We start from the raw sequence: 26452 nt of genomic DNA, 5'->3' as shown, positions 1-26452 counted from the left end.
CGGGAGAGGGCCATTAATCACTCTTAAATCGTTATCCGGTAGCGCACGTAGTCATCCACCGTGGCCAGCTTGTCGTACAGCGCCCTCGCCGGATTACCCTCTCGCGTAACCCAGTAGACCTTCGACCACCCTTTTTCCCGCGCTTCGTCAATGACCGCCTCGATCAATGCCCTGCCCGCACCCTGACCGCGCATCGACGCATCAACATAGAGATCTTCCAGATAGCACAGCGGAGTAGTGACCCAGGTGCCTTCATGCAGCACGCAAATAGCGAACCCCACCACCTGACCTTCGCTTTCGGCGATCCGGCAGATCATGCCCGACTCTGCGGAAAGTACCCGACGCCAGGTCGCCAGCATCACGGCGTCATCCAGTTCAGAGCCATAAAACGCCAGATAGCCCTTCCAGAGCGATAACCATGCTGCGTAATCTTCTGCCTTCGCTTCGCGTACCTTCACCATCGTTTTCTGTTCCTGCTGTGCCAAAGAGAGGGCCATGATACTGCCAGCTTAAACGGTAGGTAAACAGCGGCGAAACTTTTGAATGAAAGCGAATTCTGGTAACCACATTGTTATTTCACTGTTGTACAATTTCGCGCTTTCGATTATAAAACCTCACTTTTGATTAAAATCACTCACACAATGAGCATTTGTGTCACGCGTTTTTTTGGTACCTCATTTTTATAACCAACAGGGTAAAAGTATGTCCGTGCAAAATATTCCCAAACCTGCTGCGGCCTGGTTAGGGGTTTTAGGTCTCATCATTCTGGCGATGGGGCTCTTCTTCGCCTGGTATGGCTGGGAACTGGTCAGTTTAAAAGGGAGCCCTTACTTCCTTATCGCCGGGTGCGGCCTGATACTCTCGGCTATCCAGATTGTCCGCCAGCGGGTCAGCGGTGCCCTTCTCTATTTTGTGGTTCTGGCAGGAACCCTCATCTGGGCATTAGCGGACGTGGGCATCGACTTCTGGCCGCTGGTATCACGCCTGTTGACCCTGACCGGTATCGCCATCCTGGTGGCGCTCTCTTTGCCATTGCTGTTACGCCGGGCAGGCAAAAAGCCGTGCTGGAAAGGGACGGCCGCCATCACCGCCGTTCTGGTGGTGGCCTTCGCCGGTACCGTTGCGGGCATGTTTGTTCCCCACGATCCGGTGAGCGCATCGGGCGCGACACTGCCGCTGACGAAAGTGAAACCCGGTGAAGAACAGGTTAACTGGGCAAATTATGGCAACACGCCGGGCGCATCGCGCTTTGTGGCCCTGGACCAGATCACCCGTGATAACGTAAAAAATCTGCAGGTGGCCTGGACGTACCGTACGGGGGATATTCCGCTGAGCCCGAACGGCGGCGGCGCTGAAGATCAGCAAACCCCGCTGCAGATTGGCAATAAACTCTTCCTCTGTACGCCGCACAACAACGTGATTGCCGTAGACGCAACCACCGGCAAAGCGTTATGGAAAACCGAAATCAACGCCACGCAGAAGAAGTGGATGCGTTGTCGCGGCCTGGCGTACTTTGATGCCAACGCCCCGCTGCAGCAGCCTACGCTGCCAGACTCCTCGCCGGTTGCTACCGTCTCCCTGTATGCCGATGCCCAGTGTCAACGCCGTATTATCATGAACAGCGTGACGCCAGAGCTGATTGCGCTGGATGCCGATACCGGCGCGTTCTGCGAAGACTTTGGTCACCATGGTCGCGTGAGCTTAAGCGCGCAGATGGGTAAAGGTGCCGATACCGGTCAGTACTACCCTACCTCAGCCCCAACGTTGGCCGGAACCACCATCGTGGTGGGCGGCCGTGTGGCCGATAACGTGGCGACCGATATGCCAGGCGGTGTGGTGCGCGGCTTCGACGTGATCACCGGCCAGCTGCGCTGGGCATTCGATCCCGGTAAGCCGGATGACCAGCAGGCGCCTGCTGCGGGCGAAACGTTCACCCGCTCAACCCCGAACGTCTGGGCGCCGATGTCTTACGATCCGCAGTCCAACACCGTATTTATGCCTACCGGCAGCGCGGCGGTTGACCTGTGGGGCGTGAAACATAACGCGCTGGATCGTAAGTTTGGTGCCTCGATGGTGGCCGTCGACGCCAGCACCGGCAAGGTGAAATGGGTTTACCAGACCGTTCATAACGATCTGTGGGACTTTGATGTCCCGATGCAGCCTACCTTCTCTGACTTCCCTACCGACAAGGGTAAAACCACTCCGGCGCTGATTTTCGGCACCAAATCCGGGCAGCTGTTTGTGCTTGATCGCGCGACCGGCAAGCCGCTGACCAAAGTTGAAGAGCGTAAGGTCACCCAGGGCCAGATCCCGAAAGAGAACTACTCTCCGACCCAGCCCTTCTCCGTCGGCATGCCGTCCATCGGCGCGGATGTGCTGAAAGAGTCTGACATGTGGGGCGCAACGCCGTTCGATCAGCTGCTGTGCCGTATTCAGTTTAAATCGAAGCGTTACAACGGCCTGTTCACGCCGCCGGGTGATGACCCCTCCCTGAACTTGCCAGGCTCCCTGGGGGGAATGAACTGGGGCGGATTGTCTCTCGATCCGGTGAACCAGTATCTCTTTATTAACGACATGCGCGTCGGGCTGGAAGTGCAACTGATCCCGGCCTCCCCTGAAATTCAGGGCGCGAAAAACGACGGTAACGAAGCGGCCGCCATCAGCCGTCCGGTGCCGCTGGCGGGCACTCCTTACGCCATTAACGCCAAAGTACGTTTTATGTCGCCTATTGAGATCCCATGCCAGAAACCGCCGTTCGGTACCCTGACCGCTGTCGACCTGAAAACCCAGAAGATCGCCTGGCAGGTGCCGGTAGGTACCGTGAAGGACACCGGTCCGTTTGGCGTGAAGATGGGGCTGCCAATCCCTATCGGCATGCCAACCATTGGTGGTACCCTGGCGACCCAGGGAGGTCTGGTATTTATCGCATCAACGCAGGATTACTACCTGCGTGCGTTCGATACCGCCAACGGTAAAGAGGTGTGGAAAGCCCGTCTGCCGGTTGGCAGCCAGAGCACCCCTATCAGCTATAAATCGCCGGTGGACGGTAAGCAGTATCTGCTGATCACCGCAGGCGGCGCACGTAACTCGCCGGATCGCGGCGACTATGTGATTGCTTATAAACTGCCGTAACCGGTAACCCCAGCCCTCCCTGCGGGGAGGGCTGGGCCTGCATACCGCAAAGAGTGTTAAAGGGAAAACCTCAGCAGGCTGGTAGTCTCTTGCTCTTCACACCGGAGACACTATGAATACGATTATCGATCTCTTTAACGACCATAAAAGCGAACGCAGCTTCACCGACCAGGCCGTTGATGACGCCACGCTCGAGCGCATTATCAGCACCGCATACCGTGCACCCACTTCCGTACATTCCCAGCAGGTTTCCGTTGTCGTGACGCGCGATGCGCAAAAACGTGCGCAGATTGCCCAGATTGCGGGCGGCCAGCCGTGGATAGCTAAAGCGCCGGTGTTTATCACCTTCGTGCTGGATATGTATAAAACCCAGGTGGGCATGCAGCTGGCAGGCCAGGAGCAGGTGGCACATCAAAGTATCGAGAGCCTCGTTGCTGGCGCAACCGACGTAGGCATCGCGCTGGGCTCAGTCATGGCGGCGGCCCGCTCTGAAGGGCTGGGTATTGTCCCTATTGGCGGTATCCGTCTGCGTCCGCAGGCGTTGATTGATCTGCTCGAACTGCCGGAACACACCTTCCCGGTGGCGGGCGTGGTGATTGGCCATGTTGATGTTCCCTCCCATCACAAACCACGTCTTCCGCTCGAGACCTTCCGTCACGATGAGACTTACGTTACCGCAGGGCTGGAAGAGAAGATTGCGCAGTATAACCAACAGATGACGGCGCACTGGCAGGCCATCAACCGCCCCGACGGTGAAACCTGGAGCGAAAGCGTGAGCGGTTATTACAAGCATATCTACTTCCCGGATGTGCTGCCGGCGATTGTGAAGCAAGGCTTCGGCGTCGATAAATAAACAAAAAGCCATCCCGACGGGATGGCTTTTTCGTACAGAGACTGACGTTAACTGAAGGCTTAGCGCGTGTCGGCAACCTGCGTCTGGGGCTGGGATTCAAATCCCCCTTTCGAGGCCATAACAGAGCAACTTACCGCTGCCGCGAGGCTAAGCACGATCCAGATTTTCATAACGGGTCTCCTTTCATTACAGTGAAAAGTATTTAGCCTGGCACAAATCCCGCATTTTACTTACAGATTAGCCCTTAATCCTCGGATCCAGCGCATCGCGCAGCCCATCGCCCAGCAGGTTGAACGCCAGCACGGTGAGAAAAATAGCCATACTGGGGAAGAGCGCAACGTGGGGCGCAATCACCATATCTGCCCGCGCTTCATTCAGCATCGCCCCCCACTCCGGGGTAGGCGGTTGCGCACCCAGTCCGAGGAACGACAAGCTGGCCGCCGAGATAATTGACACCCCGATACGCATGGTGAAGTAGACCACGATCGACGAGACGGTGCCCGGCAGGATGTGATTGAAGAGGATATTGGCATCGCTGGCGCCCATGCTGCGCGCCGATTCGATAAATGTCTGCTGCTTCAGTACCAGCGTATTGCCGCGCACCAGTCGGGCAAAGGCCGGTATGGAGAATACCGCCACGGCAATGATGACATTAGCCATACCGCTGCCCATCACCGCCACCACCGCAATCGCCAGCAGAATGCCGGGGAAAGCAAACAACACGTCGCAAATGCGCATGATGAGCCGATCCCACCAGCCTTCGTAATACCCTGCCAGCAGCCCCAGTACGGTGCCGATCGCCGCGCCAATCAGTACCGCGAAGACCCCCGCTGCCAGAGAGATCTGCGCCCCGAGCAGCACGCGGCTAAAAATATCGCGCCCGAGCGAATCCACACCGAACCAATGCATCATCGACGGGCCATCGTTAAGGCGATCGTAATCGAAGTAGTTTTCCGCATCGAAAGGGGCAATCCACGGCGCCAGCACCGCCACGGCAATCAGCAGCAGCACAAACAGCCCGGCGATCATCGCCACCGGCTGGCGGCGAAAACGACGCCAGAATTCAAACCACGGGGTGCGGATCCGGTCTGGCTTCAGCCCAGGCATTGCGTTCAGAACGGCCTGTCGGCGCCAGTTTAACAATCGCATCTTATTTGTACCTGATAGCCGGATTAATGGCGGCGTAGAGCACGTCCACCACTAAGTTAATGAGGATAAACTCCAGGGAAAAGAGCAGCACTTCCGCCTGAATCACCGGGTAGTCACGCATCTCCACCGAATCGACCAGCAGGCGTCCTAACCCTGGCCAGTTGAAGACTTTTTCAACCACAATCGAGCCGCCCAGCAGGAAGCCGAACTGCAGCCCCATCATGGTCACCACCGGGATCATGGCGTTGCGCAGTCCGTGCTTGAGGATAACCCACTTTTCGCTTACCCCTTTGGCCCGCGCTGTACGCATATAGTCTTCGTTAAGGACATCGACGAACGAGGCGCGGGTAAAGCGCGCCATCACCGCCGCCACCGCGGCCCCGAGCGTAACAGAAGGCAGAACGTAATGTTTCCAGGTATCGGCGCCCACCGTAGGCAACCAGCCCAACTCAACGGAGAAAATCTGCATCAACAGCATCCCCAGCGCAAACGCCGGAAACGAGATACCGGTGACTGCCAGCGCCATTCCCAACCTGTCTGGCCAGCGGTTACGCCAGACGGCAGCGACAATACCGGCGCCCAGCCCGAATAGCATCGCCCACAGCATGCTGGTGATAGTCAGCCAGAAGGTGGGCATAAAGCGGCTGGCAATCTCGTCGACAACCGGACGCCGTGACACCATCGAGGTGCCAAAATCCCCCTGCAGTACATTCACCATGTAGTGCCAGAACTGCACATACAGCGGTTGATCCAGCCCCAGCTGTTTACGCACCAGGTCAATCACCGTGGCATCCGCCTCGGGTCCGGCAATCAATCGCGCCGGATCGCCCGGCAGGATATGCACGAATAAAAAGACCAGTACCGCCACGATCAGTAGCGTAGGCAGCAGACCCAGCAAGCGTTTAATCACATAATTCAGCATGCACATTCCTCTCATCCTGCGGGCGCAACGCCCGCAGGAGTGAGTGCTTTATTTTAAATCGGCGTCGTCAAAGCTAAACCCGGTATCCGGCATGATGTAGAACCCGGTCAGCGCCTTGTTATGCGCCGAAACCAGCTTCTCTACCACCAGCGGTACCCACGGCGACTCTTTCCAGATGGTATCCTGCGCATCCTTGTAGAGGCGGGCTTTCTCTTCTGCGTTGGTCGTTTTCAGCGCATCGGTCAGATCTTTATCCACCTGCGGATTACTGTAAAACGCCGTATTGAAGAGGGTCGGCGGCCAGTTTTGTGAAGCAAACAGCGGTGATAACGCCCAGTCAGCCTCGCCGGTAGAAGCAGACCAGCCGGTGTAGAACATTCTCACGCCGCTCTCTTTCTGCCCTTTACCTTCCACTTCTGCCGCACGCTGTCCGGCGTCCATGGCGGTAACCTGGACTTTAATGCCCACCTGCGCCAGCTGCTGCTGAGTAAACTGCAACACCTTCTGCGCGGTACTGTGATTATGCGAGGACCAGAGGGTGGTGCTAAAGCCGTTCGGATAACCGGCCTCTTTCAGCAGCTCCCGCGCTTTTGCCGGATCGTATGGCCAGGGCTGATAGCTTTGGGAAAAGGCGATCGACGGAGGCAGCACGCCGGTTGCCGGCGTGGCATAACCGGCAAAGGCGACCTTCACCAACGCCTGACGGTTGATGGCATAGTTGATGGCTTCACGCACTTTGGGGTTGTCGAACGGCTTTTGCGTCACGTTCATGCTGATATAGCGCTGCATGATTGACGGGCTGGCCACCAGCGCCAGTTTGCTGTTTTTTGCGAGGATCGCCGCCTGCTCATAAGGGATCGGGAAAGCAAACTGCGCTTCACCGGTTTGCAGCATCGCCGCACGGGTGTTGTTATCCACCACCGGACGCCAGGTAATGGTGTCCAGCTTCGGTAGCCCTTTCTGCCAGTATCCGGCGAATTTCTTCACCTTCACGAAATCGGTCTGGTTCCAGGTGTCCAGCTCATACGGGCCGGTACCCACCGGGTGAAAACCGATCTCTTTGCCATATTTCTTCAGCGCGGCCGGAGAGATCATCGCCGTCGCCGGGTGCGCCAGAATATTGATAAAGGCTGAGAACGGCTCTTTAAGGGTGATTTTCACCGTGGTGGCATCCACCGCCTCGGTGCTGGCGATATTCTTGTACAGGTTGTAGCGCTTCAGGCTGTTAGCCGGATCGCTGGCGCGATCGAGGTTCGCCTTCACCGCCTCAGCGTTAAAATCAGTGCCGTCCTGAAACTTCACGCCGCTGCGCAGCTTGATGGTGTAGACCAGCCCGTCGTCAGAGACGGTATAGCCCTCTGCCAGGACGTTTTTTAGCTTCATCTCTTTATCCAGGCCAAACAACCCCTGATAAAACGACTTCGCTACCGCCTGCGACAGGGTGTCGTTAGCGTCATAGGGATCAAGCGTCGTAAAATTGGAGGCCACGGCCACCACTACATCTTTAGCCGCCCAGGCTGGCGCGGCAGCCAGCGCTGCCGTTACGCTCGCGGCTAACAGCCATGTGCGAGCAACAAATTTGGTCATGGTATTCTCCTGTTGTTCCCTGCTGTCTGTCGTCTGTTATAACCGTGAAACCGCATTACCCTGCGGCGGTAACGCCACAAAATGGCCGGGGCTCACCTCGCGCAATGTCACCCGCTCGGTGAACTCTCCCCGCTTGCGAATATTGCCGGGTAGCTCATCTTGCAGCAGTACCCGCTGCGGGCGACGATGGGCCGGATCGGCCACCGGCACCGCCGCCATCAGTTTGCGGGTATAGGGGTGCTGCGGATTTTCAAACACTGCCCGACGCGGCCCAATCTCCACAATCTGTCCGAGATACATCACCGCCACCCGGTGGCTGATGCGCTCTACGACCGCCATGTCATGCGAAATAAAGAGAAAAGCGATGCCCATCTCTCGCTGCAGGTCGAGCAGCAGGTTAATAATCTGCGCCCGAATAGAGACATCCAGCGCCGAAACCGCCTCGTCGGCAATCACTACCTTCGGGTTGAGCGCCAGCGCACGCGCGATGCAGATTCGCTGTCGCTGTCCGCCTGAAAACTCATGCGGGTAACGCCAGGCATGTTCTGGCTTAAGACCCACCCGCTCCAGCAGCCAGGCCACCCGACGCTGCGCGGCCTCCCCCTCAAGCATCTTATGCACCCGCAGCGGCTCCATGATCGAATAGCCCACCGTCTGGCGGGGATCGAGCGAGGCGTAGGGATCCTGAAAAATATACTGAATATCCCGGCGCAGCGGCTGCAGCCTGCTCGCTTCCAGGGTATCGATTCGCTCACCGTTGAAGGTGATGGTCCCCTCCTGCGCCTCCACCAGCCGCAGCAATGCCCGGCCAGTGGTTGATTTGCCGCTGCCGGACTCTCCCACCAGCGATAAGGTTTCGCCAGGCCAGAGATCGAAGCTCACGTTTTCGACCGCGTGCACTTCGCGTTTGACGCGGTTGAAGAGCCCCCCGCGCAGGGGGAAGCGGGTTACCAGATCGCGCACCTGCAGAATGGGATGCCCTGGCATCACGGTGTCCTGCTCGGTTTCAGCCTCCTGCTGGCCTCCGTTTTTCAGGGAAATCAGCGGAAAACGGCGTGGCAGATTGCTGCCGTTCATCGCCCCAAGGCGCGGTACCGCTGTCAGCAGGGCACGGGTATAAGGGTGCTGGGGATCATGAAAAATTTGCTCTACGCTGCCGGTCTCCACCGCCTCGCCCTGATACATCACCAGCACGCGATCGGCAATATCGGCCACCACGCCCATATCGTGGGTGATGAAGATCACCCCCATCGCCATCTCTTGCTGCAACACTTTAATCAGCTGCAGAATTTGCGCCTGAATGGTGACATCCAGCGCAGTGGTCGGCTCGTCGGCAATGAGCACCGCCGGGCGACACGAGAGGGCCATCGCGATCATCACGCGCTGGCGCATACCGCCAGAGAGCTGATGCGGATAGCGGGAGAGAATAGTCTGCGCCTGCGGAATACGCACCTGTTCTAACATCCGTCTGGCCTCTTCCAGCGCCTGCTCGCCATTCAGCCCCTGGTGCAGGCGAATGGACTCGGCAATCTGTTCCCCCACCGGGAACACCGGATTGAGAGAGGTCATCGGTTCCTGAAAAATCATGGCCATATCCGCACCGCGCACGTCGCGCATCTGCGACTGGCTCAGCCCGGCGAGATCGCTCACCAAGCCATTACGGCGGCGAAGCAGCAGTTGGTCGCAGGTCAGCACGCCGCCGGCCTGCTCAATCAGGCGCATTAACGAGAGGGCGGAAACCGATTTTCCCGAGCCCGATTCCCCTACAATGGCCAGCGTCTCGCCGCGTTTCAGGGTTAACGAGAGGTTTTTAACTGCCGGGATCATCTGCCGCTCTTCAGGAAACGCGACATTCAGGTTGCGAACGGACAGCACCTGCTGCTGATCCAATTCATCACTGTGCGGCACCTGATACCCCCTTATTCACGATAAATACCGGTCGATGGTGCATCGCCAGCGTAGCCCCAGGCGCGGTACATGCCTTCGCTGTTAAACGGCAACGCCACGTTACCTTCACGATCAACCGCAATCAGCCCGCCGCTGCCCTCCAGCGCCGGCAGTTTTTCCATCACCACCCGTTCGCAGGCTTCTGCGAGGCTTAAGCCGCCGTAATCCATTAAGGCCGCGATGTCATAGGCCGCCAGCGTGCGGATAAATACTTCGCCCGTACCGGTGCAGGAGACGGCGACGCTGGCGTTATTGGCATAGCACCCTGCGCCAGGGAGCGGGCTGTCGCCCACCCGACCGGGCAGTTTATTGGTCATGCCCCCGGTGGAGGTGGCCGCCGCCAGGTTGCCGGCTTTATCCAGCGCTACCGCGCCGACGGTACCCATTTTGGTGGACTCATCCAGCGGGGCACCGTGGTGATCGAGACGGGTTTCACCTTCGGCACGTGCGGCCAGCAGCTGCTCGAAACGCGCCGGCGTTGAAAAGAGCTCGGGCGAAACCGGCGCCATCCCCTGCGCAAAGGCAAAATTCTCCGCCCCTTCCCCCACCAGTAAGACATGCGGGCTTTGCTCCATTACCAGCCGTGCGGCCAGCACCGGATTACGCAGACGGCTCACGGCGGCCACTGCCCCCGCTTTCAGGGTGACGCCATCCATCACGCAGGCGTCCAGCTCATGGGTTTCATCGCGGGTAAAAACCGACCCGATCCCGGCGTTAAACAGCGGGCACTCCTCCAGCAGGCGCACGGCTTCGGTTACCACGTCCAGTGCGCTTTCTCCCGCTTCCAGCATCCGCTGGCCGGTTTCCACAATAGAGGAGAGCGCCTCGATATAGCACCTCTCCTGCTCCATACTTAGCTGCGATCGGGTAATTGCCCCGGCGCCTCCATGAATTGCGATGACTGCCTTGCTCATTTCACATCACCTGTTCGCGGCTTTTTTTATAAATATCATTATCGTTGATGGAGCTTCAGATAATTTTTGAATATAGAAAGACGATACAGTGATGTAAAGCCTAAGCCCATGGTGTCATACAGTTAGCGGCACTTTTCTGCCATAATGGGCGCTTTCGTTGTCATCCCGCTGGAGTTACCTATGGATTTTACCGCCGGACTGATGCCGCTTGAGACGGCACTTACGCAGATGCTTGAACGTTTGACGCCGCTAACGGCGTCCGAAACCCTGCCTCTGTTGCAGTGTTTTGGTCGCGTAACGGCAGCCGATATCGTCTCGCCGCTGAACGTACCGGGTTTCGATAACTCGGCGATGGACGGTTACGCCGTCCGTCTGGCGGATCTGGCCGCTGGCACCGCTCTTCCGGTTGCCGGGAAAGCCTTTGCCGGGCAGCCTTTCCATGGCGAGTGGCTAGTGGGAAGCTGTATTCGCATCATGACCGGCGCGCCGGTGCCGGAAGGCTGCGACGCGGTGGTCATGCAGGAAGAGACCGAGCAGACGGAGAGCGGCGTACGTTTTACCGCGCCGGTAAAAGCGGGTCAGAACATTCGCCGCAGCGGAGAAGATATCGCCCTCGGGGCAACGGTGTTTGCCGCCGGGACGACGCTGACGGTGGCTGAGCTGCCGGTGCTGGCCTCTCTCGGTATCGCCGAGGTGGCGGTAGTACGCAAAGTGCGCGTGGCGCTCTTCTCCACCGGCGATGAATTACAGCTTCCGGGCCAGCCGCTGCAGGAGGGTCAAATCTATGACACCAACCGGCTGGCGGTCCATCTGATGCTGGAGCAGCTCGGATGTGACGTCATAAATCTCGGCATTATTCCGGACGATCCGGAAAAACTGCGCGCCACCTTTATGGAAGCAGACCGCGTTGCAGACGTGGTGATCAGCTCCGGCGGCGTATCGGTAGGCGAAGCGGATTACACCAAAACCATACTCGACGAGCTGGGAGAGATTGCTTTCTGGAAGCTGGCGATCAAGCCGGGCAAACCTTTCGCCTTCGGCAAACTGCAACAGAGCTGGTTCTGCGGGCTGCCGGGCAACCCGGTTTCGGCCGCCCTTACCTTCTATCAGCTGGTGATCCCGCTGTTGGCGAAGCTCTCCGGCAGCAATGCCAGTCCGCTGCCGGTTCGCCAGCGGGTACGCACCGCAACGCGGCTCAAGAAATCCCCTGGTCGCCTCGATTTCCAGCGCGGCATCCTGGCGCACAACGCCAACGGCGAGCTGGAAGTGAGTTCCACCGGGCATCAGGGGTCGCATATCTTTAGCTCCTTCAGCCAGGGCAACTGCTTTATCGTGCTTGAGCGTGAGCGCGGCAACGTAGAGGCGGGCGAATGGGTTGAGGTCGAACGCTTTAACCACCTGTTCGGAGGCTGATATGACGGCTGAGCTGAGCGACCAGGAGATGATGCGTTATAACCGCCAGATTGTGCTGCGCGGTTTTGACTTTGAGGGTCAGGAAGCGCTGAAGGCGGCCAGCGTGCTGGTGGTCGGACTCGGTGGCCTGGGCTGCGCGGCGGCGCAATACCTGGCCGCGGCGGGGGTTGGCCAGATGACGCTGCTGGACTTCGATACTGTCTCGGTTTCAAACCTGCAGCGCCAGACGCTGCACAGCGACGCCACGCTCGGCCAGCCCAAAGTGGCTTCTGCCCACGCGGCGCTGGCACGTATTAATCCCAACGTTCAGTTCACCCTCCTTGACGCGATGCTGGATGACGAAGCGCTCTCTGCCCTGATTGCCCGGCACGATCTGGTGCTCGACTGCACCGATAACGTCGCCATTCGCCACCAGCTAAACGCCAGCTGCTTCGCCCACAAAACGCCGCTGGTCTCCGGCGCGGCCATTCGCATGGAAGGGCAAATCAGCGTTTTCACCTGGACCGAGGGTGAGCCCTGCTATCGCTGCCTGAGCCGTCTGTTCGGTGAAAACGCGCTCACCTGCGTGGAGGCGGGGGTGATGGCCCCCCTGGTCGGTATCATCGGGTCGCTGCAGGCGATGGAGGCGATCAAGGTGCTGGCGCACTACGGTACGCCTGCCGCCGGAAAAATCGTGATGTATGACGCCATGACCTGCCAGTTCCGCGAAATGAAGCTGATGCGTAACCCGGGATGTGAGGTGTGCGGAGGTTAAGCCTTGTTGTGGCCTGATCCCCTCACGCCGGCCCTCTCCCACAGGGAGAGGGAGAAAACCGTAGGCCGGATAAGCGCCAGCGCCACCCGGCAACAGAATCAAATCGACTTGCGGCCAAACGCCCCCTGCCAGTCCTGTTCGAACTTCGCCACCGCCGCCTCAACCGCCGGAGAAGCAAGCAACTGCTGCGCCACATCCAGCGGCAGGGTAATCGATTCGCAGCCCGCCAGCAGGCAATCCAGCGCCTGGCGCGGCGTTTTAAAACTGGCCGCCAGCACTTTCGCCTGCGGCGCATGCAGGGTGAGCAGTTGCTGAAGTTCGACCACCGTCTGGATCCCATCCCCGCCCTGCGCATCTACGCGGTTAACATACGGCGCGACATATTCCGCTCCCGCCAGCGCAGATAACATCCCCTGCGCTGCCCCATACACGGCGGTACCCAGCGTCGGGATCCCCTCGGCTTTCAGCATCCTGATTGCCGCCAGCCCCTCTGCCGTCACCGGCACTTTAACTACCAGGTCCGCCATCATGCCGCGCAGTTTAATGGCCTCTTCCACCATCCCTTCCGCGTGTGATGCCATGACCTGAGCAAATAAGCGCCCTTTGCCCCCCAGCGCGTCGTGCAGTTCCGGTAGCAGAACCTCCAGCGGCGTTTTTCCTGCCGCCACGATGCTCGGGTTCGTGGTCACGCCCGCCAGCGGGAAGACGCGCGCCAGTCTTTTTACGGCAGCGACGTCGGAAGTGTCGAGATAGAGTTCCATGATAGTGTCCTCAAAAATGAATCTGCATTTACCCTAGCACGGCAAAACCTCTCCTGGAGTTGACGCACGTCAAGATAACTTTCATTCGAAAGTCATTTAATCTTCATACGCAACCCAGAGGCATAATCATGATCTTCAACATTCAGCGCTACTCTACCCACGACGGCCCCGGTATCCGTACCGTCGTGTTCCTGAAAGGCTGCTCCCTGAGCTGCCGCTGGTGTCAAAATCCTGAAAGCCGCCGTCGTCACCGCGATCTGCTGTTTGATGCGCGCCTTTGCATGGAGGCGTGCGAGCTGTGCCAGCAGGCGACGCCAGACGTTATTGAACGCGCGTTAAATGGCCTGATGATTCATCGCGAAAAGCTCGATGAGGCCGCGTTCAAAGCGCTGATCGATTGCTGCCCAACCCAGGCGCTCACCGTCTGCGGGGAAGCGCAGCCGGTAGAGGAGATCATGGCCAGGGTGGTTCGCGACAAGCCTTTTTACGATCGCAGCGGCGGCGGTATGACTCTCTCCGGCGGCGAACCTTTTATGAACCCAGCGCTGGCCCAGGCGTTGTTTCAGGCCAGCCGGGAACAAGGCATACACACCGCCGTTGAGACCTGCCTGCATGTTCCCTGGCACAATATTGAACCCTCATTACCCTATGTCGATCTCTTCCTGGCCGACCTGAAACAGGTCGATAGCGCACGCTTTAAACAGTGGACCAACGGCTCTGCGAAGCGCGTACTGGAGAACCTGAAACGGCTCGCCGCCGCGGGCAAAACCCTTACCATCCGCGTACCGCTGATCCCGGGTTTTAACGCCGATGAGGCCTCGGTGACCGCCATTTCTAATTTTGCCGCCGACGAACTCAACGTTCGCGATATCCATTTTTTACCCTATCACACGCTGGGCATGAATAAGTACAGCCTGCTCGGCGAACCCTACTCTGCCCCTGATAAACCGCTCGATAACCCTGATTTACTGGCCTTTGCACAGCAGTATGCCAGCCAGAAAGGGTTAACGGCGACCCTACGAGGATAACGTTATGACGACCCTGAATCTCACTACCCTGAGCGATCGCATTAAAGCCCATAAAACCGCGCTGGTTCATATCGTCAAGCCGCCAGTCTGTACCGAGCGTGCTCAGCACTATACCGAGATGTACCAGCAGCATATGGACAAACCGATCCCGGTGCGCCGCGCGCTGGCGCTGGCACACCATCTGGCGCAGCGGACCATCTGGATCAAACACGATGAGCTGATTATCGGAAACCAGGCGAGCGAAGTCCGCGCCGCGCCCATCTTCCCGGAGTATACCGTCGCCTGGATTGAGAAAGAGATCGACGACCTGGCCGACCGTCCTGGCGCAGGCTTTGCGGTGAGCGATGAGAACAAACGCGTGCTGCATGAGATCTGCCCGTGGTGGCGTGGTCAGACGGTGCAGGATCGCTGCTACGGCATGTTCACCGATGAGCAAAAAGGGTTACTGGAGAGCGGTATCATCAAGGCCGAAGGTAACATGACCTCCGGCGATGCCCACCTGGCGGTGAACTTCCCGCTGCTGCTGGAAAAAGGGCTGGATGGTCTGCGCCATAAGGTGGATGAACGCCGTTCGCGAATCAACCTCACCTGCCTTGACGACCTGCACGGCGATCAGTTCCTGAAGGCAATTGATATCGTGCTGGAGGCGGTCAGCCTGCATATTGAACGCTTTGCCGCCCTGGCGCGTGAGATGGCCGCCACTGAAACCCGCGAAAGCCGCCGCGATGAACTGCTGGCGATGGCGGAAAACTGCGATGTGATTGCGCACCAGCCGCCAGAGACTTTCTGGCAGGCGCTGCAACTCTGCTATTTCATCCAGTTGATCCTGCAGATTGAGTCAAACGGTCATTCGGTCTCGTTTGCCCGCATGGACCAGTACCTCTACCCCTTCTACCGTCGCGACGTGGAGCTGCAACAGAGTCTGGATCGCGAGCACGCCATTGAGCTGCTGCACAGCTGCTGGCTGAAACTGCTGGAAGTGAACAAGATCCGCTCCGGCTCGCACTCGAAAGCCTCGGCCGGGAGTCCGCTCTATCAGAACGTGACCATTGGCGGCCAGAAGCTGGTCAACGGTGAACCGATGGATGCGGTGAACCCGCTCTCCTACGCGATTCTTGAATCCTGCGGCCGTCTGCGCTCTACCCAGCCAAACCTCAGCGTGCGTTATCACGCGGGCATGAGCAATGACTTCCTCGACGCCTGCGTGCAGGTGATCCGCTGCGGCTTTGGCATGCCGGCGTTTAACAACGATGAAATCGTCATTCCGGAGTTTATCAAGCTCGGCGTGGAAAAAGCGGATGCTTACGACTATGCGGCAATTGGCTGTATCGAAACCGCCGTTGGCGGCAAATGGGGCTACCGCTGTACCGGCATGAGCTTTATTAATTTCGCCCGCGTAATGCTGGCGGCAATGGAAGGCGGCCGGGACGCCACCAGCGGTAAGGTGTTCTTGCCCCAGGTCAAGGCGCTCTCAGCCGGCAACTTTACCGATTTCGACGAGGTGATGGCCGCCTGGGATCGCCAGATACGTTACTACACCCGTAAATCTATCGAAATTGAGTACGTGGTGGACACCATGCTGGAAGAGAATGTCCACGATATTCTCTGCTCGGCGCTGGTGGATGACTGCATCGAGCGCGCGAAAAGTATCAAGCAGGGTGGCGCAAAATATGACTGGGTTTCGGGCCTGCAGGTGGGTATTGCGAACCTCGGCAACAGCCTGGCGGCGGTGAAGAAACTGGTCTTCGAGCAGGCTACCCTTGGGCAGCAGCAGCTTGCCGCTGCTCTGGCGGACGACTTCGACGGGCTGACGCACGAACAGCTGCGCCAGCGCCTTATCAACGGCGCGCCGAAGTACGGCAATGACGACGACAGCGTGGATCTGCTGCTGACGCGCGCATACCAGACTTATATCGACGAACTGAAGCAGTACCACAATCCGCGCTACGGTCGCGGTCCGATAGGCGGCAAGTACTATGCCGGGACCTCGTCCATCTCGGCGAACGTGCCCTTTGGCGCTGCCACCATGGCCACCCCGGACGGGCGTAAAGCGCATACCCCGCTGGCGGAGGGGGCAAGCCCGGCTTCCGGTACCGACCACCTCGGCCCAACGGCGGTGATTGGCTCTGTCGGTAAGTTACCGACCGAAGCGATCCTTGGCGGCGTGCTGCTAAACCAGAAGCTGAACCCGGCCACGCTTGATAACGACAGCGATCGCCAGAAGCTTATGGTGCTGCTGCGCACCTTCTTCGAGGTACATAAAGGCTGGCATATTCAGTACAACATTGTGTCGCGCGAGACGCTGCTGGAGGCGAAGAGACATCCGGATCAGTATCGCGACCTGGTGGTGCGCGTGGCGGGGTATTCGGCGTTCTTTACCGCCCTGTCGCCGGATGCCCAGGACGATATCATTGCGCGTACGGAGCATACGCTGTAACGCGGCGGCCTCTCTCCCCTGAGGGCGAAGGGAAGTGCGCACGCTGATGCCCTCACCCCGGCCCTCTCCCACGGGGAGAGGGAGAAAACACTAAGCGGCAGCTCCGGCTGCCGTTGTGTTTTTGACTTTCGAATGAAATTAAATTTGTGCTCCCCGTCACCTTGTTATTAGAATGTTGCTGGTCGCAGCAATATTCAGGAGCGCAATTTATGACCGTTAAAGTTATCGTCACCGATATGGACGGAACTTTTCTCAATGACGCCAAGCAGTACGACCGTGACCGCTTCAAAGCACAGTTCGAACAGCTTCAGGCCCGTGGCATAGAGTTCGTTGTCGCCAGCGGCAACCAGTACTACCAGCTCATCTCCTTCTTCCCGGAGCTCAAAGAGCAGATCTCTTTCGTGGCGGAAAACGGCGCGCTGGTCTTTGATCACGGCGAGCAGATTTTCCACGGCGAGCTTACCCGTCATGAATCGCAGATCGTGATTGGCGAATTGCTGAAAGATCAACAGCTGAACTTCGTGGCCTGCGGGCTGCAGAGTGCTTACGTCAGCGATAAGGCCCCGGACGCGTTTGTGGCGCTAATGTCAAAGCACTACCACCGTCTTCAGCGGGTCAGTGATTATCATGAAATTGACGATGTGCTGTTTAAATTCTCACTGAACCTGCCCGACTCTGATATCCCGAACCTGATCGACGCGCTGCATGTCTCTCTCGACGGCATCATGAAACCGGTAACCAGCGGTTTTGGCTTTGTGGATTTAATTATCCCTGGCCTGCATAAAGCGAACGGCATTAGCCGCCTGCTGAAGCGCTGGGCAATCTCCCCGCAGGCCTGCGTCGCTATCGGCGACAGCGGCAACGATGCCGAGATGCTGAAGTTTGTCGGTTACCCCTTCGCCATGGGCAATGCGGGGGAAGCGATCAAATCGATTTCCCGTTATCAGACCGATGACAATAACCATCAGGGTGCCCTGAACGTGATTCAGGCCGTGCTCGATAACAGCGCACCGTTCAGTCAATGATTCCCCTTTCGTCGGCGCCCTGCCGGCGAAACGCCTTCTCTTTCTCTTCCTTCTCGTCCTGTGCACCCGATCAAGTTTTTCAACTTGCATTAACTTATTTTTAACTTAAAGTATCACTTGTAATGTTTTTTACTTTCGAATGAAAGAAAGAGAGGGTGTGATGAGCTTAACCTTTACCAGTGAAACCCTGCCCGCCGACCACAAAGCGGCAATCCGTCAGATGAAGCGTGAGCTGCGTGCGCAGATCGGCGACGTACAGGCGGTATTTGATCGTCTGCACGCTAAGATCGCCGACCGCGTGGCTGAGATCGCTGCGTTGAAAAAGAGCGGCGATCCCGTCTGGCCAGTCATCCCCTTCGCCGACGTTAAGAACGGGACGCTTAGCGAGGCGCAGCGTGCCGCAGTGAAACGCCGCGGCTGCGCAGTGATTAAAGGCCACTTCCCCCGTGAGCAGGCGCTGGCATGGGATAACGCCATGCTCGACTATCTGGATCGTAATCACTTCGACGAGGTGTACAAAGGGCCAGGGGATAATTTCTTTGGCACCCTCACCGCCTCCCGCCCGGAGATCTACCCGATCTACTGGTCTCAGGCGCAAATGCAGGCGCGCCAGAGTGAAGAGATGGCGCAGGTGCAGTCCTTCCTGAACCGTTTATGGACATTCGAAAGCAACGGTAAGCAGTGGTTTAACCCGGACGTAAGCGTCATCTATCCGGATCGCATTCGCCGCCGTCCACCGGGAACCACCTCTAAAGGGCTGGGCGCGCACACCGACTCCGGCGCGCTGGAGCGCTGGCTGCTGCCGGCCTATCAACAGGTCTTTGCCCGCGTATTTGATGGCAATGTGGATCAGTATGATCCCTGGAACGCTGCGCACCGCACCGATGTGGATGAGTACACCGTGGACAACACCACCAAGTGCTCTGTGTTCCGCACCTTCCAGGGCTGGACGGCGCTGTCGGACATGATCCCGGATCAGGGGCTGCTGCACGTGGTCCCCATTCCGGAAGCAATGGCCTACATTCTGCTGCGTCCGCTGCTGGACGACGTGCCGGAAGATGAACTCTGCGGTGTCGCACCGGGTCGCGTGCTGCCCATCTCAGAGAAATGGCATCCGCTGCTCATCGAGGCGCTGACCAGCATACCGGCGCTGGAAGCGGGCGATTCCGTCTGGTGGCACTGCGATGTGATCCACTCCGTCGCACCGGTAGAAAATCAGCAGGGCTGGGGCAACGTCATGTACATCCCGGCCGCGCCGATGTGCGAAAAGAATCTCGCCTATGCGAAGAAAGTTAAGGCCGCGCTGGAGACCGGGGCATCACCGGGAGATTTTCCACGCGAAGATTACGAAACAGACTGGCAAGACCGCTTTACCCTGAGCGATCTCAATATTCACGGCAAGCGCGCGCTGGGCATGGCTTAGTTATCGTAAAGTCCTTCACGCTCTACGGCGGTGCGTCGTTTCCCCTGACGTATCCGCCGGACTGATTCCCGCACGGCCAGCGTGCCGTTGAGCAGCAAAGTGCCAACTGGTGCCTCCGGGCGCATCAGCCGCTGCTGAAGCATATGCACCGCTTCGGTTCCCAGCTCATCGCGGGGAACATGCACCGCCGTGAGCGGCACATCCTGAATGGCGGCGAGATTGAAGCCGTCAATGCTCATTACCGAGATATCCTGAGGCACCCGCAGCCCCTGTTTTTGCAGGGCGCTGATGGTTCCCGCCGCCATAAAATCACCCCCCACTAAAAACGCGGTGGGCAGATCCCTCCCCTGCATTTGCGTGAGCCACTCGCCGATGAGCTGTTCTGTTTCGCGTGCGCTAAAGCTGGGCGCCACCAGCAGATCGCGTTTATCGCGGAACGTCAGGTTGTGTGACTGCCACGCATCGCGTATCCCGGCCAGACGTAGCTCCATCGTGTAACGCCGCAGACAGAGTACATTTAGCACCTCCCGGTGTCCCATTTCGAACAGGTACTCAGCGGCCCGTTCGCCAATTGCCCGGTGGTCGGGTGCCACGGCGGGCAAGCGCATATGGCGGTCGCGACAGTTGATTAGCATGCAGGGTTTACCCACGTCCACCGCCAGATCGTGAATATGGGGATCGTCGATACCCAGCAGGATGGCGGCCTGGGTCTCGGTCTCATTCATTCGCGTCAGAAAGAGCTGCGCATCGCTGTCGTTCTCCTCCAGGGCGCAATAACGCAGGCGCACATCATGCGACGCCAGACCTTTGCTTACACTCTGGATGACCCGGTAGTAAAAGATATCGGACCGCTCGTCAAACGCCCGCTGCGGCGCAAAGACCACAAGGCTATTCAGCAGCAGGCGCCCAGCCGCCAGACCGTCCATCACCCCCAACTCCCGCGCACACGCCAGCACCCGGTTACGCGCTTTTTCGCTGGTATTCGCTTTACCCGCCAGTACCCGTGAAACGGTGCTGATAGAGAGCTGCGTGCGGGCGGCGATTTCGGTGATTTTTAACCTTTTATCCATTTTGTGATCTGGCTCCATTTGCTAAATGAAAAAATTTTCATAGCCTTGTTATCAGTTTGTAACTGACCTGGAGGCCATCATGCCAAAGGGTTACGGTCAATAATGAGAATTTTTGCACAAAATCCACTATTGCCCTCTCATTTTCTCCCTTAAGGTGAACTTGTCACACAACTTCCATACTAGTTGTATAGCAACTTTGCACTGGTAAACGGATAACAATCAACATCATAAAGCGCCGTGTGACACCTGAACCTATGTCCCCTACCGTCCGTCTTGTGGAGAGTAAAATGAGTCAGGACATCAATAACACCGTAGCGACAAGCAAAACCCGTCGCGTGATTAAGAACCTGCGCTGGTATGTACTGGTACTGTTCTTAATGGGCGTCACCGTCAACTACATCACCCGTAACTCGTTAGGCATTCTCGCTCCGGAGCTAAAAGAGAGCCTGGGGATCACTACCGAGCAATACTCCTGGATCGTGGGTGCCTTCCAGATCGCGTACACCATTTTCCAGCCTTTGTGCGGCTGGCTGATTGACGTGATTGGCCTGAAGATTGGCTTTATGGTCTGCGCCGGTATCTGGGCGCTGATGTGTATCTTCCATGCGGGTGCCGGTAGCTGGCTGCACCTGGCGATCCTGCGCTTTTTTATGGGTGCCTCGGAAGCAGCCGCGACGCCAGCCAACGCCAAAACTATCGGCGAATGGTTCCCAAAATCAGAACGTCCTGTGGCCGCCGGCTGGGCGGGGGTAGGCTTCTCGATTGGCGCCATGCTGGCTCCGCCTATCATCTACTTCGCCCACGCCTCCTTTGGCTGGCAGGGGGCGTTTATGTTTACCGGCGTGCTGGCGCTGTTGTGGGTGATCCTCTGGTGGGCGTTTTATCACAACCCGGAGCAGCACCCGAACCTGAGCAAAGATGAGCTGGCGTTTATTAAGCAGGATAACGAACCACCTGCGGTGAAGCTGCCCTTCCTGACTGCGCTGAAAACCGTCTCAAAGAACAAACGCTTCTACGGTATCGCCATCCCGGCCTTTATGGCGGAACCGGCGTGGGCTGTGCTGAGCTTCTGGGTGCCGCTCTACCTCGCTAAAGAGCACGGCATGGACCTGAAGCAGATAGCGATGTTTGCCTGGCTGCCGTTCCTCGCCGCTGACCTTGGCAGCGTGGCAAGCGGCTACCTGACCCGCCTCTACACCCGCCTGTTCGGTTGCACCCGCGTCAACTCCGTGGTGGCAAGCTCGGTTACCGGCGCATTTCTGATGATCTCGCTGGCCGTGGTGGCTATCACCCGCGATCCCTATATCACCATCGTGCTGATCTCTATCGGCGGCTTCGGGCATCAGATCATCTCCTGCATGCTGAGTGCGCTGGTCGTGGAGTCGTTTGATAAAGGCCAGATGGCGACGGTCAACGGGATGCGCGGCTCGGCGGCATGGATCGCCAGCTTCTTCTTCTCTTTGTTGATTGGTGTGACCGCCGACAAAATCGGCTTCAACCCCCTCTTTATTGCCATGGGCTTCTTTGACCTGATTGGCGCTGTTTTCCTGGTAGCATTTATTGCTGAACGTCGCGCCAAGCGCGCCTGATAGTGGATCTATTGCATATGAAAACCCTGAAAAACTGGACCGTCGCAACAGAGTCGGCGAACCATATTGAGCTGCTGGTCGATAATCAGCACCGTCTGTGTCTGTATGTGCTGGAAGAGAACCTGTTCCGCGTGCTGATTAAGCGCAAAGGCGAACTGGCGCTGGACCGCACCTGGAGTATTGCCCCGGCGCAAGATGTGCCCTGGGAAGGACGCCATCGCGACGATCTGAGCGGCTTCTCCTGCCCGGCCTGGCAGCTGACGCAGCAGGGCGACATGCTGACGGTTGCTACCCAGCAGCTGCGTGTGACGGTCCACCAGCCGCTGTGGCTGGAGTGGCACTATTGCGATGACGCGGGCGAGTGGCAGCCGCTGGTGAATGACCGCCCGACCAGCGCCTACCTGCTGAATGCCCACGGCGACGGCGTGGCACACTACCTGAGCCGCCGCAAGGATGAGCGTTTTTACGGCCTGGGCGAGAAAGCCGGCGATCTGCAGCGCAACGGTAAACGCTACGAGATGCGTAACCTCGACGCGATGGGCTACAACGCCGCCAGCACCGATCCACTGTACAAACACATTCCGTTCACCCTCACCCGCCGGGATGACGTGAGCTATGGCCTGTTTTACGACAACCTGAGCAGCTGCTGGCTGGATCTGGGCAACGAAATTGATAACTACCACACCGCCTACCGCCGCTGGCAGGCAGAAGCGGGTGACATCGATTACTACATGTTTACCGGGAAACGGGTGCTGGATGTCACCAAAGCCTTTGTGCGCCTCACCGGAAAGACGTTGTTCGGTCCGAAATGGAGCCTGGGTTACAGCGGATCGACCATGCACTATACCGACGCGCCGGACGCGCAGAATCAGCTGATGCACTTTATTCGCCTGTGCGAAGAACACGCGATTCCGTGCGACTCCTTCCAGCTCTCGTCCGGCTATACCTCGATCAACGGCAAGCGCTACGTCTTCAACTGGAACCATGACAAAGTGCCGCAGCCGAAGGTGATGACTCAGGCGTTCCACGACGCCGGGTTAAAACTGGCGGCCAACATCAAGCCGTGCCTGCTGCAGGATCACCCGCGCTATAACGAGGTGGCAGAAAGAGGTCTGTTCATTCGTGATTCAGAAACCAATGCGCCAGAACGTTCCAGCTTCTGGGATGACGAAGGCTCGCACCTCGACTTTACCAACCCGCAGACGGTGCAGTGGTGGCAGGAAGGTGTGACCACGCAGTTGCTGGAGATGGGGATCGACTCCACCTGGAACGATAACAACGAGTATGAAGTCTGGGACGGCGAAGCGCGCTGCTATGGCTTCGGCCAGCCGATCGCCATCAAGCATATTCGCCCGGTGATGCCGCTGCTGATGATGCGCGCCTCGCTGGAGGCGCAGCAGCGCTTTGCCCCGGAAAAACGCCCGTACCTGATCTCCCGCTCCGGCTGCGCGGGGATGCAGCGCTACGTCCAGACCTGGAGCGGTGATAACCGCACCAACTGGGAGACCCTGCGCTATAACATTCGTATGGGGCTGGGGATGAGCCTCTCGGGGCTGTTTAACGTCGGGCATGACGTCGGCGGTTTTTCTGGCGATAAGCCGGATGCCGAGCTGTTTGTGCGCTGGGTACAGAACGGCGTGATGCACCCGCGGTTTACCATCCATTCATGGAATGATGACCAGACCGTTAACGAGCCGTGGATGTATCCCGGCGTGACGCCGGCCATTCGCAGCGCAATTGAGCTGCGCTATCGCCTGCTACCCTATCTCTATACGCTGCTCTGGCAGGCGCATGCCGACGACGAACCGATGCTGCGTCCTACTTTCCTCGATCATGAGCATGATGCGCAGACCTTTGAAGAGTGCGATGACTTCCTGCTGGGCCGCGACCTGCTGGTGGCAAGCGTGGTCGAAGCCGGGCAGCGTGCGCGCCGCCTCTGGCTGCCGGATAACGAAGCCGGCTGGTACGATTTTTATACCCACGAGTGGTTTGCTGGCGGCCAGTGGATTGTGCGCGACGCGCCGCTGGAGAAGCTGCCGCTGCTGGTGCGTGCCGGGGCCGCGTTGCCGCTGAGCGAGCGCATCACGCACGTGAATGCTGAAAAAGACGATGCTCGCGAGCTGAAGCTGTTCCCGCTAAAAGGCGTGGGTACCACGTCTGGCCTGCTGTTTGAGGACGACGGCGAGAGCTGGGGTTATCAGCAGGGCAATGCGCTGTGGGTGGAATGGGAGATGGTCTGCGACGGGGCGAGCATTAATCTGAAGGTGAATGCGCGGGGGGATTATCGCCCGGCGTGGAAGGTGCTGAAGGTGTCGTTACCGGCAGGGGAAACACGTAAGCTGCGGGTGAACGGTGTCGAAGGGGGTGAGTGGGAGGTGTAGTGCGGCTTGTTGCCCTCACCCTAACCCTCTCCCACAGGGAGAGGGAATAGAGAGGTAACATCGTAGTGCGGTCTGATGCCCTCACCCTAACCCTCTCCCACGGGGAGAGGGAAGAGAGAGGTAACGTCGTAGTGCGGTCTGATGTCCTCACCCTACCCCTCTCCCGAAGGGAGAGGGAATAAAAGCACGACACCTTTCCCTGAGTATTTCGCACTGCAGGAAGGCGGTAAACCTGCGGATCCCCGGAAGCTGACTTAAGTAAGTGGCCGGGGTGAGCAGGTGCAGCCAACGCATCTGCAGCGTGGAAAACGACGGGAAATTAGCCGTCGATACCTTTGCTGCGCAGGTAATCTTCGTAGTTGCCGGTGAAGTCCACCACGCGCTCAGGGGTAATCTCGATCACGCGGGTCGCCAGCGAGCTGACGAACTCACGGTCGTGAGAGACGAAGATCAGGGTGCCCTGATACATCTCCAGTGCCATGTTCAGCGATTCGATAGATTCCATATCCAGGTGGTTGGTAGGTTCATCCATCACCAGGATATTTGGTTTTTCCATCATCAGCTTACCGAACAGCATGCGGCCTTTCTCACCACCGGAGAGCACTTTGGCAGGCTTTTTGATGTCGTCCTGGCTGAACAGCAGACGCCCCAGAATGCTACGCACCGCCTGCTCGTCGTCACCTTCCTGCTTCCACTGGCTCATCCAGTCGAAGACGGTCAGGTCATTTTCGAACTCGTACTCGTGATCCTGCGCGTAGTAACCGATCTGCGCATTTTCGGACCACTTCACGGTGCCGTTGTCCGGCTGCAGTTCGCCCACCAGCGTTTTCAACAGGGTAGATTTACCCACGCCGTTGGCACCCAGAATGGCAATTTTCTCGCCCACTTCCAGCAGCAGGTTAAAGTTTTTAAACAGCGGACCGTTTTCAAAGCCTTTAGCCAGGGCTTCCACTTCCAGCGCGTTACGGAACAGTTTCTTGTCCTGTTCGAAGCGAATGAACGGGTTCTGACGGCTTGACGCTTTGACTTCGTCGAGCTTGATTTTGTCAATCTGACGGGCACGCGAGGTTGCCTGACGCGATTTAGAGGCGTTGGCGCTGAAGCGGCTAACGAAGGACTGTAGGTCCGCAATCTGCGCTTTCTTCTTGGCATTGTCCGCCAGCAGACGTTCACGCGCCTGGGTTGCGGCCGTCATATACTCGTCGTAGTTGCCCGGGTAAACGCGCAGCTCGCCGTAGTCCAGATCCGCCATGTGCGTACAGACCATATTAAGGAAGTGACGGTCGTGCGAAATAATGATCATGGTGCTATCGCGGTCGTTCAGCGTCTGCTCCAGCCAGCGGATGGTATCGATGTCCAGGTTGTTCGTCGGTTCATCGAGCAGCAGAATGTCAGGGTTAGAGAACAGCGCCTGTGCCAGCAGCACACGCAGTTTCCAGCCTGGCGCGACTTCGCTCATCGGGCCGTAGTGCTGTTCTACCGGAATGCCCACGCCGAGCAGCAATTCGCCCGCGCGCGCTTCGGCGGAGTATCCGTCCATTTCGCCATACTGCGTCTCCAGATCGGCCACTTTGTAGCCATCTTCTTCGCTCATTTCGGCCAGGGCGTAAATACGGTCACGCTCCTGCTTCACTTCCCACAGCTCTCCGTGTCCCATGATCACGGTGTCGAGCACGGTGAACTCTTCAAAGGCGAACTGATCCTGACGCAGCTTACCGATGCGCTCGTTGGGGTCCATTGAGACATTGCCCAGCGTCGGCTCTAAATCGCTGCCGAGGATCTTCATGAAGGTGGATTTGCCGCTACCGTTGGCACCAATCAGGCCGTAACGGTTGCCGCCGCCAAATTTGACGGAAATATTTTCGAACAGCGGCTTACTGCCAAACTGCATAGTGACGTTGCTGGTAACTAACACGGGGAGATTCCTGCGAAAAGTGTGATAAACGCGGCATTATGCCACAATTCCGAATTGAGATCCCGATGTTGCGACGAGACGCTAAACTTTAACAATGTCGAAAAAAATGTGATTTCGTACACATCTGAATTCCCTGAATGGGGTAATGGACA

General features: G+C 58.0%; 19 protein-coding genes. 10 read left to right on the top strand and 9 right to left on the bottom strand.

What is annotated here, in order from left to right:
- Window positions 1-23: 23 nt before the first annotated feature.
- Entirely contained in the window at window positions 24-461 is a 438-nt protein-coding gene (locus B2Q93_RS12125; protein WP_286933423.1) for a GNAT family N-acetyltransferase, read from the bottom strand.
- A gap of 241 nt (window positions 462-702) precedes the next feature.
- Between B2Q93_RS12125 and B2Q93_RS12120 the strand changes: the two genes are divergently transcribed.
- Window positions 703-3132: a membrane-bound PQQ-dependent dehydrogenase, glucose/quinate/shikimate family gene (locus B2Q93_RS12120; RefSeq protein WP_286933189.1), complete on the top strand. Its 2430-nt coding sequence runs from the start codon at window positions 703-705 to the stop codon at window positions 3130-3132.
- A gap of 112 nt (window positions 3133-3244) precedes the next feature.
- The gene (locus B2Q93_RS12115; protein WP_212477430.1) at window positions 3245-3985 is read left to right on the top strand and encodes a nitroreductase family protein; all 741 of its coding nucleotides are present in this window, start codon (window positions 3245-3247) and stop codon (window positions 3983-3985) included.
- Between the two features lie 237 nt (window positions 3986-4222).
- On the opposite strand, the gene gsiD is transcribed toward B2Q93_RS12115, so the two are convergent.
- The 5 genes from gsiD to iaaA are packed head-to-tail and all read right to left on the bottom strand — an operon-like array spanning window position 4223 to window position 10504.
- Window positions 4223-5134, bottom strand: a complete 912-nt coding sequence (gsiD, locus tag B2Q93_RS12110) for a glutathione ABC transporter permease GsiD (protein ID WP_040076423.1) — start codon at window positions 5132-5134, stop codon at window positions 4223-4225.
- Between the two features lies 1 nt (window position 5135).
- Window positions 5136-6056: a glutathione ABC transporter permease GsiC gene (gsiC, locus tag B2Q93_RS12105; protein WP_040076424.1), complete on the bottom strand. Its 921-nt coding sequence runs from the start codon at window positions 6054-6056 to the stop codon at window positions 5136-5138.
- A 48-nt stretch (window positions 6057-6104) separates the two neighbouring features.
- Complete coding sequence (gsiB, locus tag B2Q93_RS12100) at window positions 6105-7643, bottom strand: glutathione ABC transporter substrate-binding protein GsiB (protein WP_212477427.1); 1539 nt, start codon at window positions 7641-7643, stop codon at window positions 6105-6107.
- Between the two features lie 36 nt (window positions 7644-7679).
- A complete protein-coding gene (gene gsiA / locus B2Q93_RS12095) occupies window positions 7680-9551 on the bottom strand; it encodes a glutathione ABC transporter ATP-binding protein GsiA (RefSeq protein WP_286933186.1) in 1872 nt (623 codons plus the stop codon).
- An 11-nt stretch (window positions 9552-9562) separates the two neighbouring features.
- A complete protein-coding gene (gene iaaA, locus B2Q93_RS12090; protein WP_286933183.1) occupies window positions 9563-10504 on the bottom strand; it encodes a beta-aspartyl-peptidase in 942 nt (313 codons plus the stop codon).
- A 180-nt stretch (window positions 10505-10684) separates the two neighbouring features.
- Between iaaA and moeA the strand changes: the two genes are divergently transcribed.
- Window positions 10685-11917, top strand: a complete 1233-nt coding sequence (gene moeA, locus B2Q93_RS12085; protein WP_286933181.1) for a molybdopterin molybdotransferase MoeA — start codon at window positions 10685-10687, stop codon at window positions 11915-11917.
- Between the two features lies 1 nt (window position 11918).
- Entirely contained in the window at window positions 11919-12671 is a 753-nt protein-coding gene (moeB, locus tag B2Q93_RS12080) for a molybdopterin-synthase adenylyltransferase MoeB (protein ID WP_286933178.1), read from the top strand.
- A 98-nt stretch (window positions 12672-12769) separates the two neighbouring features.
- Here the strand turns inward: moeB and fsa are convergent, their stop codons facing one another.
- Window positions 12770-13432, bottom strand: a complete 663-nt coding sequence (fsa, locus tag B2Q93_RS12075) for a fructose-6-phosphate aldolase (RefSeq protein ID WP_286933176.1) — start codon at window positions 13430-13432, stop codon at window positions 12770-12772.
- A 128-nt stretch (window positions 13433-13560) separates the two neighbouring features.
- Here fsa and B2Q93_RS12070 point away from each other — a divergent pair, with 128 nt between their 5' ends.
- The 4 genes from B2Q93_RS12070 (at window position 13561) to B2Q93_RS12055 (ending at window position 19345) form a co-directional block, all read left to right on the top strand.
- Window positions 13561-14460, top strand: a complete 900-nt coding sequence (locus B2Q93_RS12070) for a glycyl-radical enzyme activating protein (protein WP_286933174.1) — start codon at window positions 13561-13563, stop codon at window positions 14458-14460.
- A 4-nt stretch (window positions 14461-14464) separates the two neighbouring features.
- Window positions 14465-16897, top strand: coding sequence for a formate C-acetyltransferase/glycerol dehydratase family glycyl radical enzyme (locus tag B2Q93_RS12065; RefSeq protein WP_286808672.1), 2433 nt, complete (start codon window positions 14465-14467; stop codon window positions 16895-16897).
- A gap of 209 nt (window positions 16898-17106) precedes the next feature.
- Entirely contained in the window at window positions 17107-17922 is an 816-nt protein-coding gene (locus B2Q93_RS12060) for a Cof-type HAD-IIB family hydrolase (protein WP_207293300.1), read from the top strand.
- A 160-nt stretch (window positions 17923-18082) separates the two neighbouring features.
- Window positions 18083-19345 (top strand): DUF1479 domain-containing protein, encoded by a 1263-nt coding sequence (locus tag B2Q93_RS12055; RefSeq protein ID WP_286933169.1) that lies wholly within the window; start codon window positions 18083-18085, stop codon window positions 19343-19345.
- On the opposite strand, the gene B2Q93_RS12050 is transcribed toward B2Q93_RS12055, so the two are convergent.
- A complete protein-coding gene (locus tag B2Q93_RS12050; RefSeq protein WP_040076435.1) occupies window positions 19342-20415 on the bottom strand; it encodes a LacI family DNA-binding transcriptional regulator in 1074 nt (357 codons plus the stop codon). The genes B2Q93_RS12055 and B2Q93_RS12050 overlap by 4 nt on opposite strands.
- A 287-nt stretch (window positions 20416-20702) precedes the next feature.
- Here B2Q93_RS12050 and B2Q93_RS12045 point away from each other — a divergent pair, with 287 nt between their 5' ends.
- Together B2Q93_RS12045 and B2Q93_RS12040 are read left to right on the top strand one after the other, a co-directional pair.
- A complete protein-coding gene (locus tag B2Q93_RS12045) occupies window positions 20703-22004 on the top strand; it encodes an MFS transporter (RefSeq protein ID WP_046886910.1) in 1302 nt (433 codons plus the stop codon).
- 17 nt (window positions 22005-22021) lie between these two features.
- Window positions 22022-24385, top strand: a complete 2364-nt coding sequence (locus B2Q93_RS12040) for a glycoside hydrolase family 31 protein (RefSeq protein ID WP_286933166.1) — start codon at window positions 22022-22024, stop codon at window positions 24383-24385.
- Between the two features lie 319 nt (window positions 24386-24704).
- On the opposite strand, the gene B2Q93_RS12035 is transcribed toward B2Q93_RS12040, so the two are convergent.
- The gene (locus tag B2Q93_RS12035) at window positions 24705-26300 is read right to left on the bottom strand and encodes an ABC-F family ATPase (protein WP_040076438.1); all 1596 of its coding nucleotides are present in this window, start codon (window positions 26298-26300) and stop codon (window positions 24705-24707) included.
- Between the last annotated feature and the right edge of the window lie 152 nt (window positions 26301-26452).

The sequence above is a fragment of the Leclercia sp. UBA5958 genome, assembly GCF_002430365.1.
Lineage (GTDB): Bacteria > Pseudomonadota > Gammaproteobacteria > Enterobacterales > Enterobacteriaceae > Enterobacter > Enterobacter pneumoniae.
The sequence above is the reverse complement of the archived record's forward strand: the minus strand, read 5'-3'. Positions and strand labels throughout refer to the sequence as shown.

Coding starts and splice junctions, on each gene's coding strand:
- B2Q93_RS12125 (WP_286933423.1), bottom strand. CDS start 461: ATGGTGAAGGTACGCGAAGCGAAGGCAGAAGATTACGCAGCATGGTTA.
- B2Q93_RS12120 (WP_286933189.1), top strand. CDS start 703: ATGTCCGTGCAAAATATTCCCAAACCTGCTGCGGCCTGGTTAGGGGTT.
- B2Q93_RS12115 (WP_212477430.1), top strand. CDS start 3,245: ATGAATACGATTATCGATCTCTTTAACGACCATAAAAGCGAACGCAGC.
- gsiD (WP_040076423.1), bottom strand. CDS start 5,134: ATGCGATTGTTAAACTGGCGCCGACAGGCCGTTCTGAACGCAATGCCT.
- gsiC (WP_040076424.1), bottom strand. CDS start 6,056: ATGCTGAATTATGTGATTAAACGCTTGCTGGGTCTGCTGCCTACGCTA.
- gsiB (WP_212477427.1), bottom strand. CDS start 7,643: ATGACCAAATTTGTTGCTCGCACATGGCTGTTAGCCGCGAGCGTAACG.
- iaaA (WP_286933183.1), bottom strand. CDS start 10,504: ATGAGCAAGGCAGTCATCGCAATTCATGGAGGCGCCGGGGCAATTACC.
- moeA (WP_286933181.1), top strand. CDS start 10,685: ATGGATTTTACCGCCGGACTGATGCCGCTTGAGACGGCACTTACGCAG.
- moeB (WP_286933178.1), top strand. CDS start 11,919: ATGACGGCTGAGCTGAGCGACCAGGAGATGATGCGTTATAACCGCCAG.
- fsa (WP_286933176.1), bottom strand. CDS start 13,432: ATGGAACTCTATCTCGACACTTCCGACGTCGCTGCCGTAAAAAGACTG.
- B2Q93_RS12070 (WP_286933174.1), top strand. CDS start 13,561: ATGATCTTCAACATTCAGCGCTACTCTACCCACGACGGCCCCGGTATC.
- B2Q93_RS12065 (WP_286808672.1), top strand. CDS start 14,465: ATGACGACCCTGAATCTCACTACCCTGAGCGATCGCATTAAAGCCCAT.
- B2Q93_RS12060 (WP_207293300.1), top strand. CDS start 17,107: ATGACCGTTAAAGTTATCGTCACCGATATGGACGGAACTTTTCTCAAT.
- B2Q93_RS12055 (WP_286933169.1), top strand. CDS start 18,083: ATGAGCTTAACCTTTACCAGTGAAACCCTGCCCGCCGACCACAAAGCG.
- B2Q93_RS12050 (WP_040076435.1), bottom strand. CDS start 20,415: ATGGATAAAAGGTTAAAAATCACCGAAATCGCCGCCCGCACGCAGCTC.
- B2Q93_RS12045 (WP_046886910.1), top strand. CDS start 20,703: ATGAGTCAGGACATCAATAACACCGTAGCGACAAGCAAAACCCGTCGC.
- B2Q93_RS12040 (WP_286933166.1), top strand. CDS start 22,022: ATGAAAACCCTGAAAAACTGGACCGTCGCAACAGAGTCGGCGAACCAT.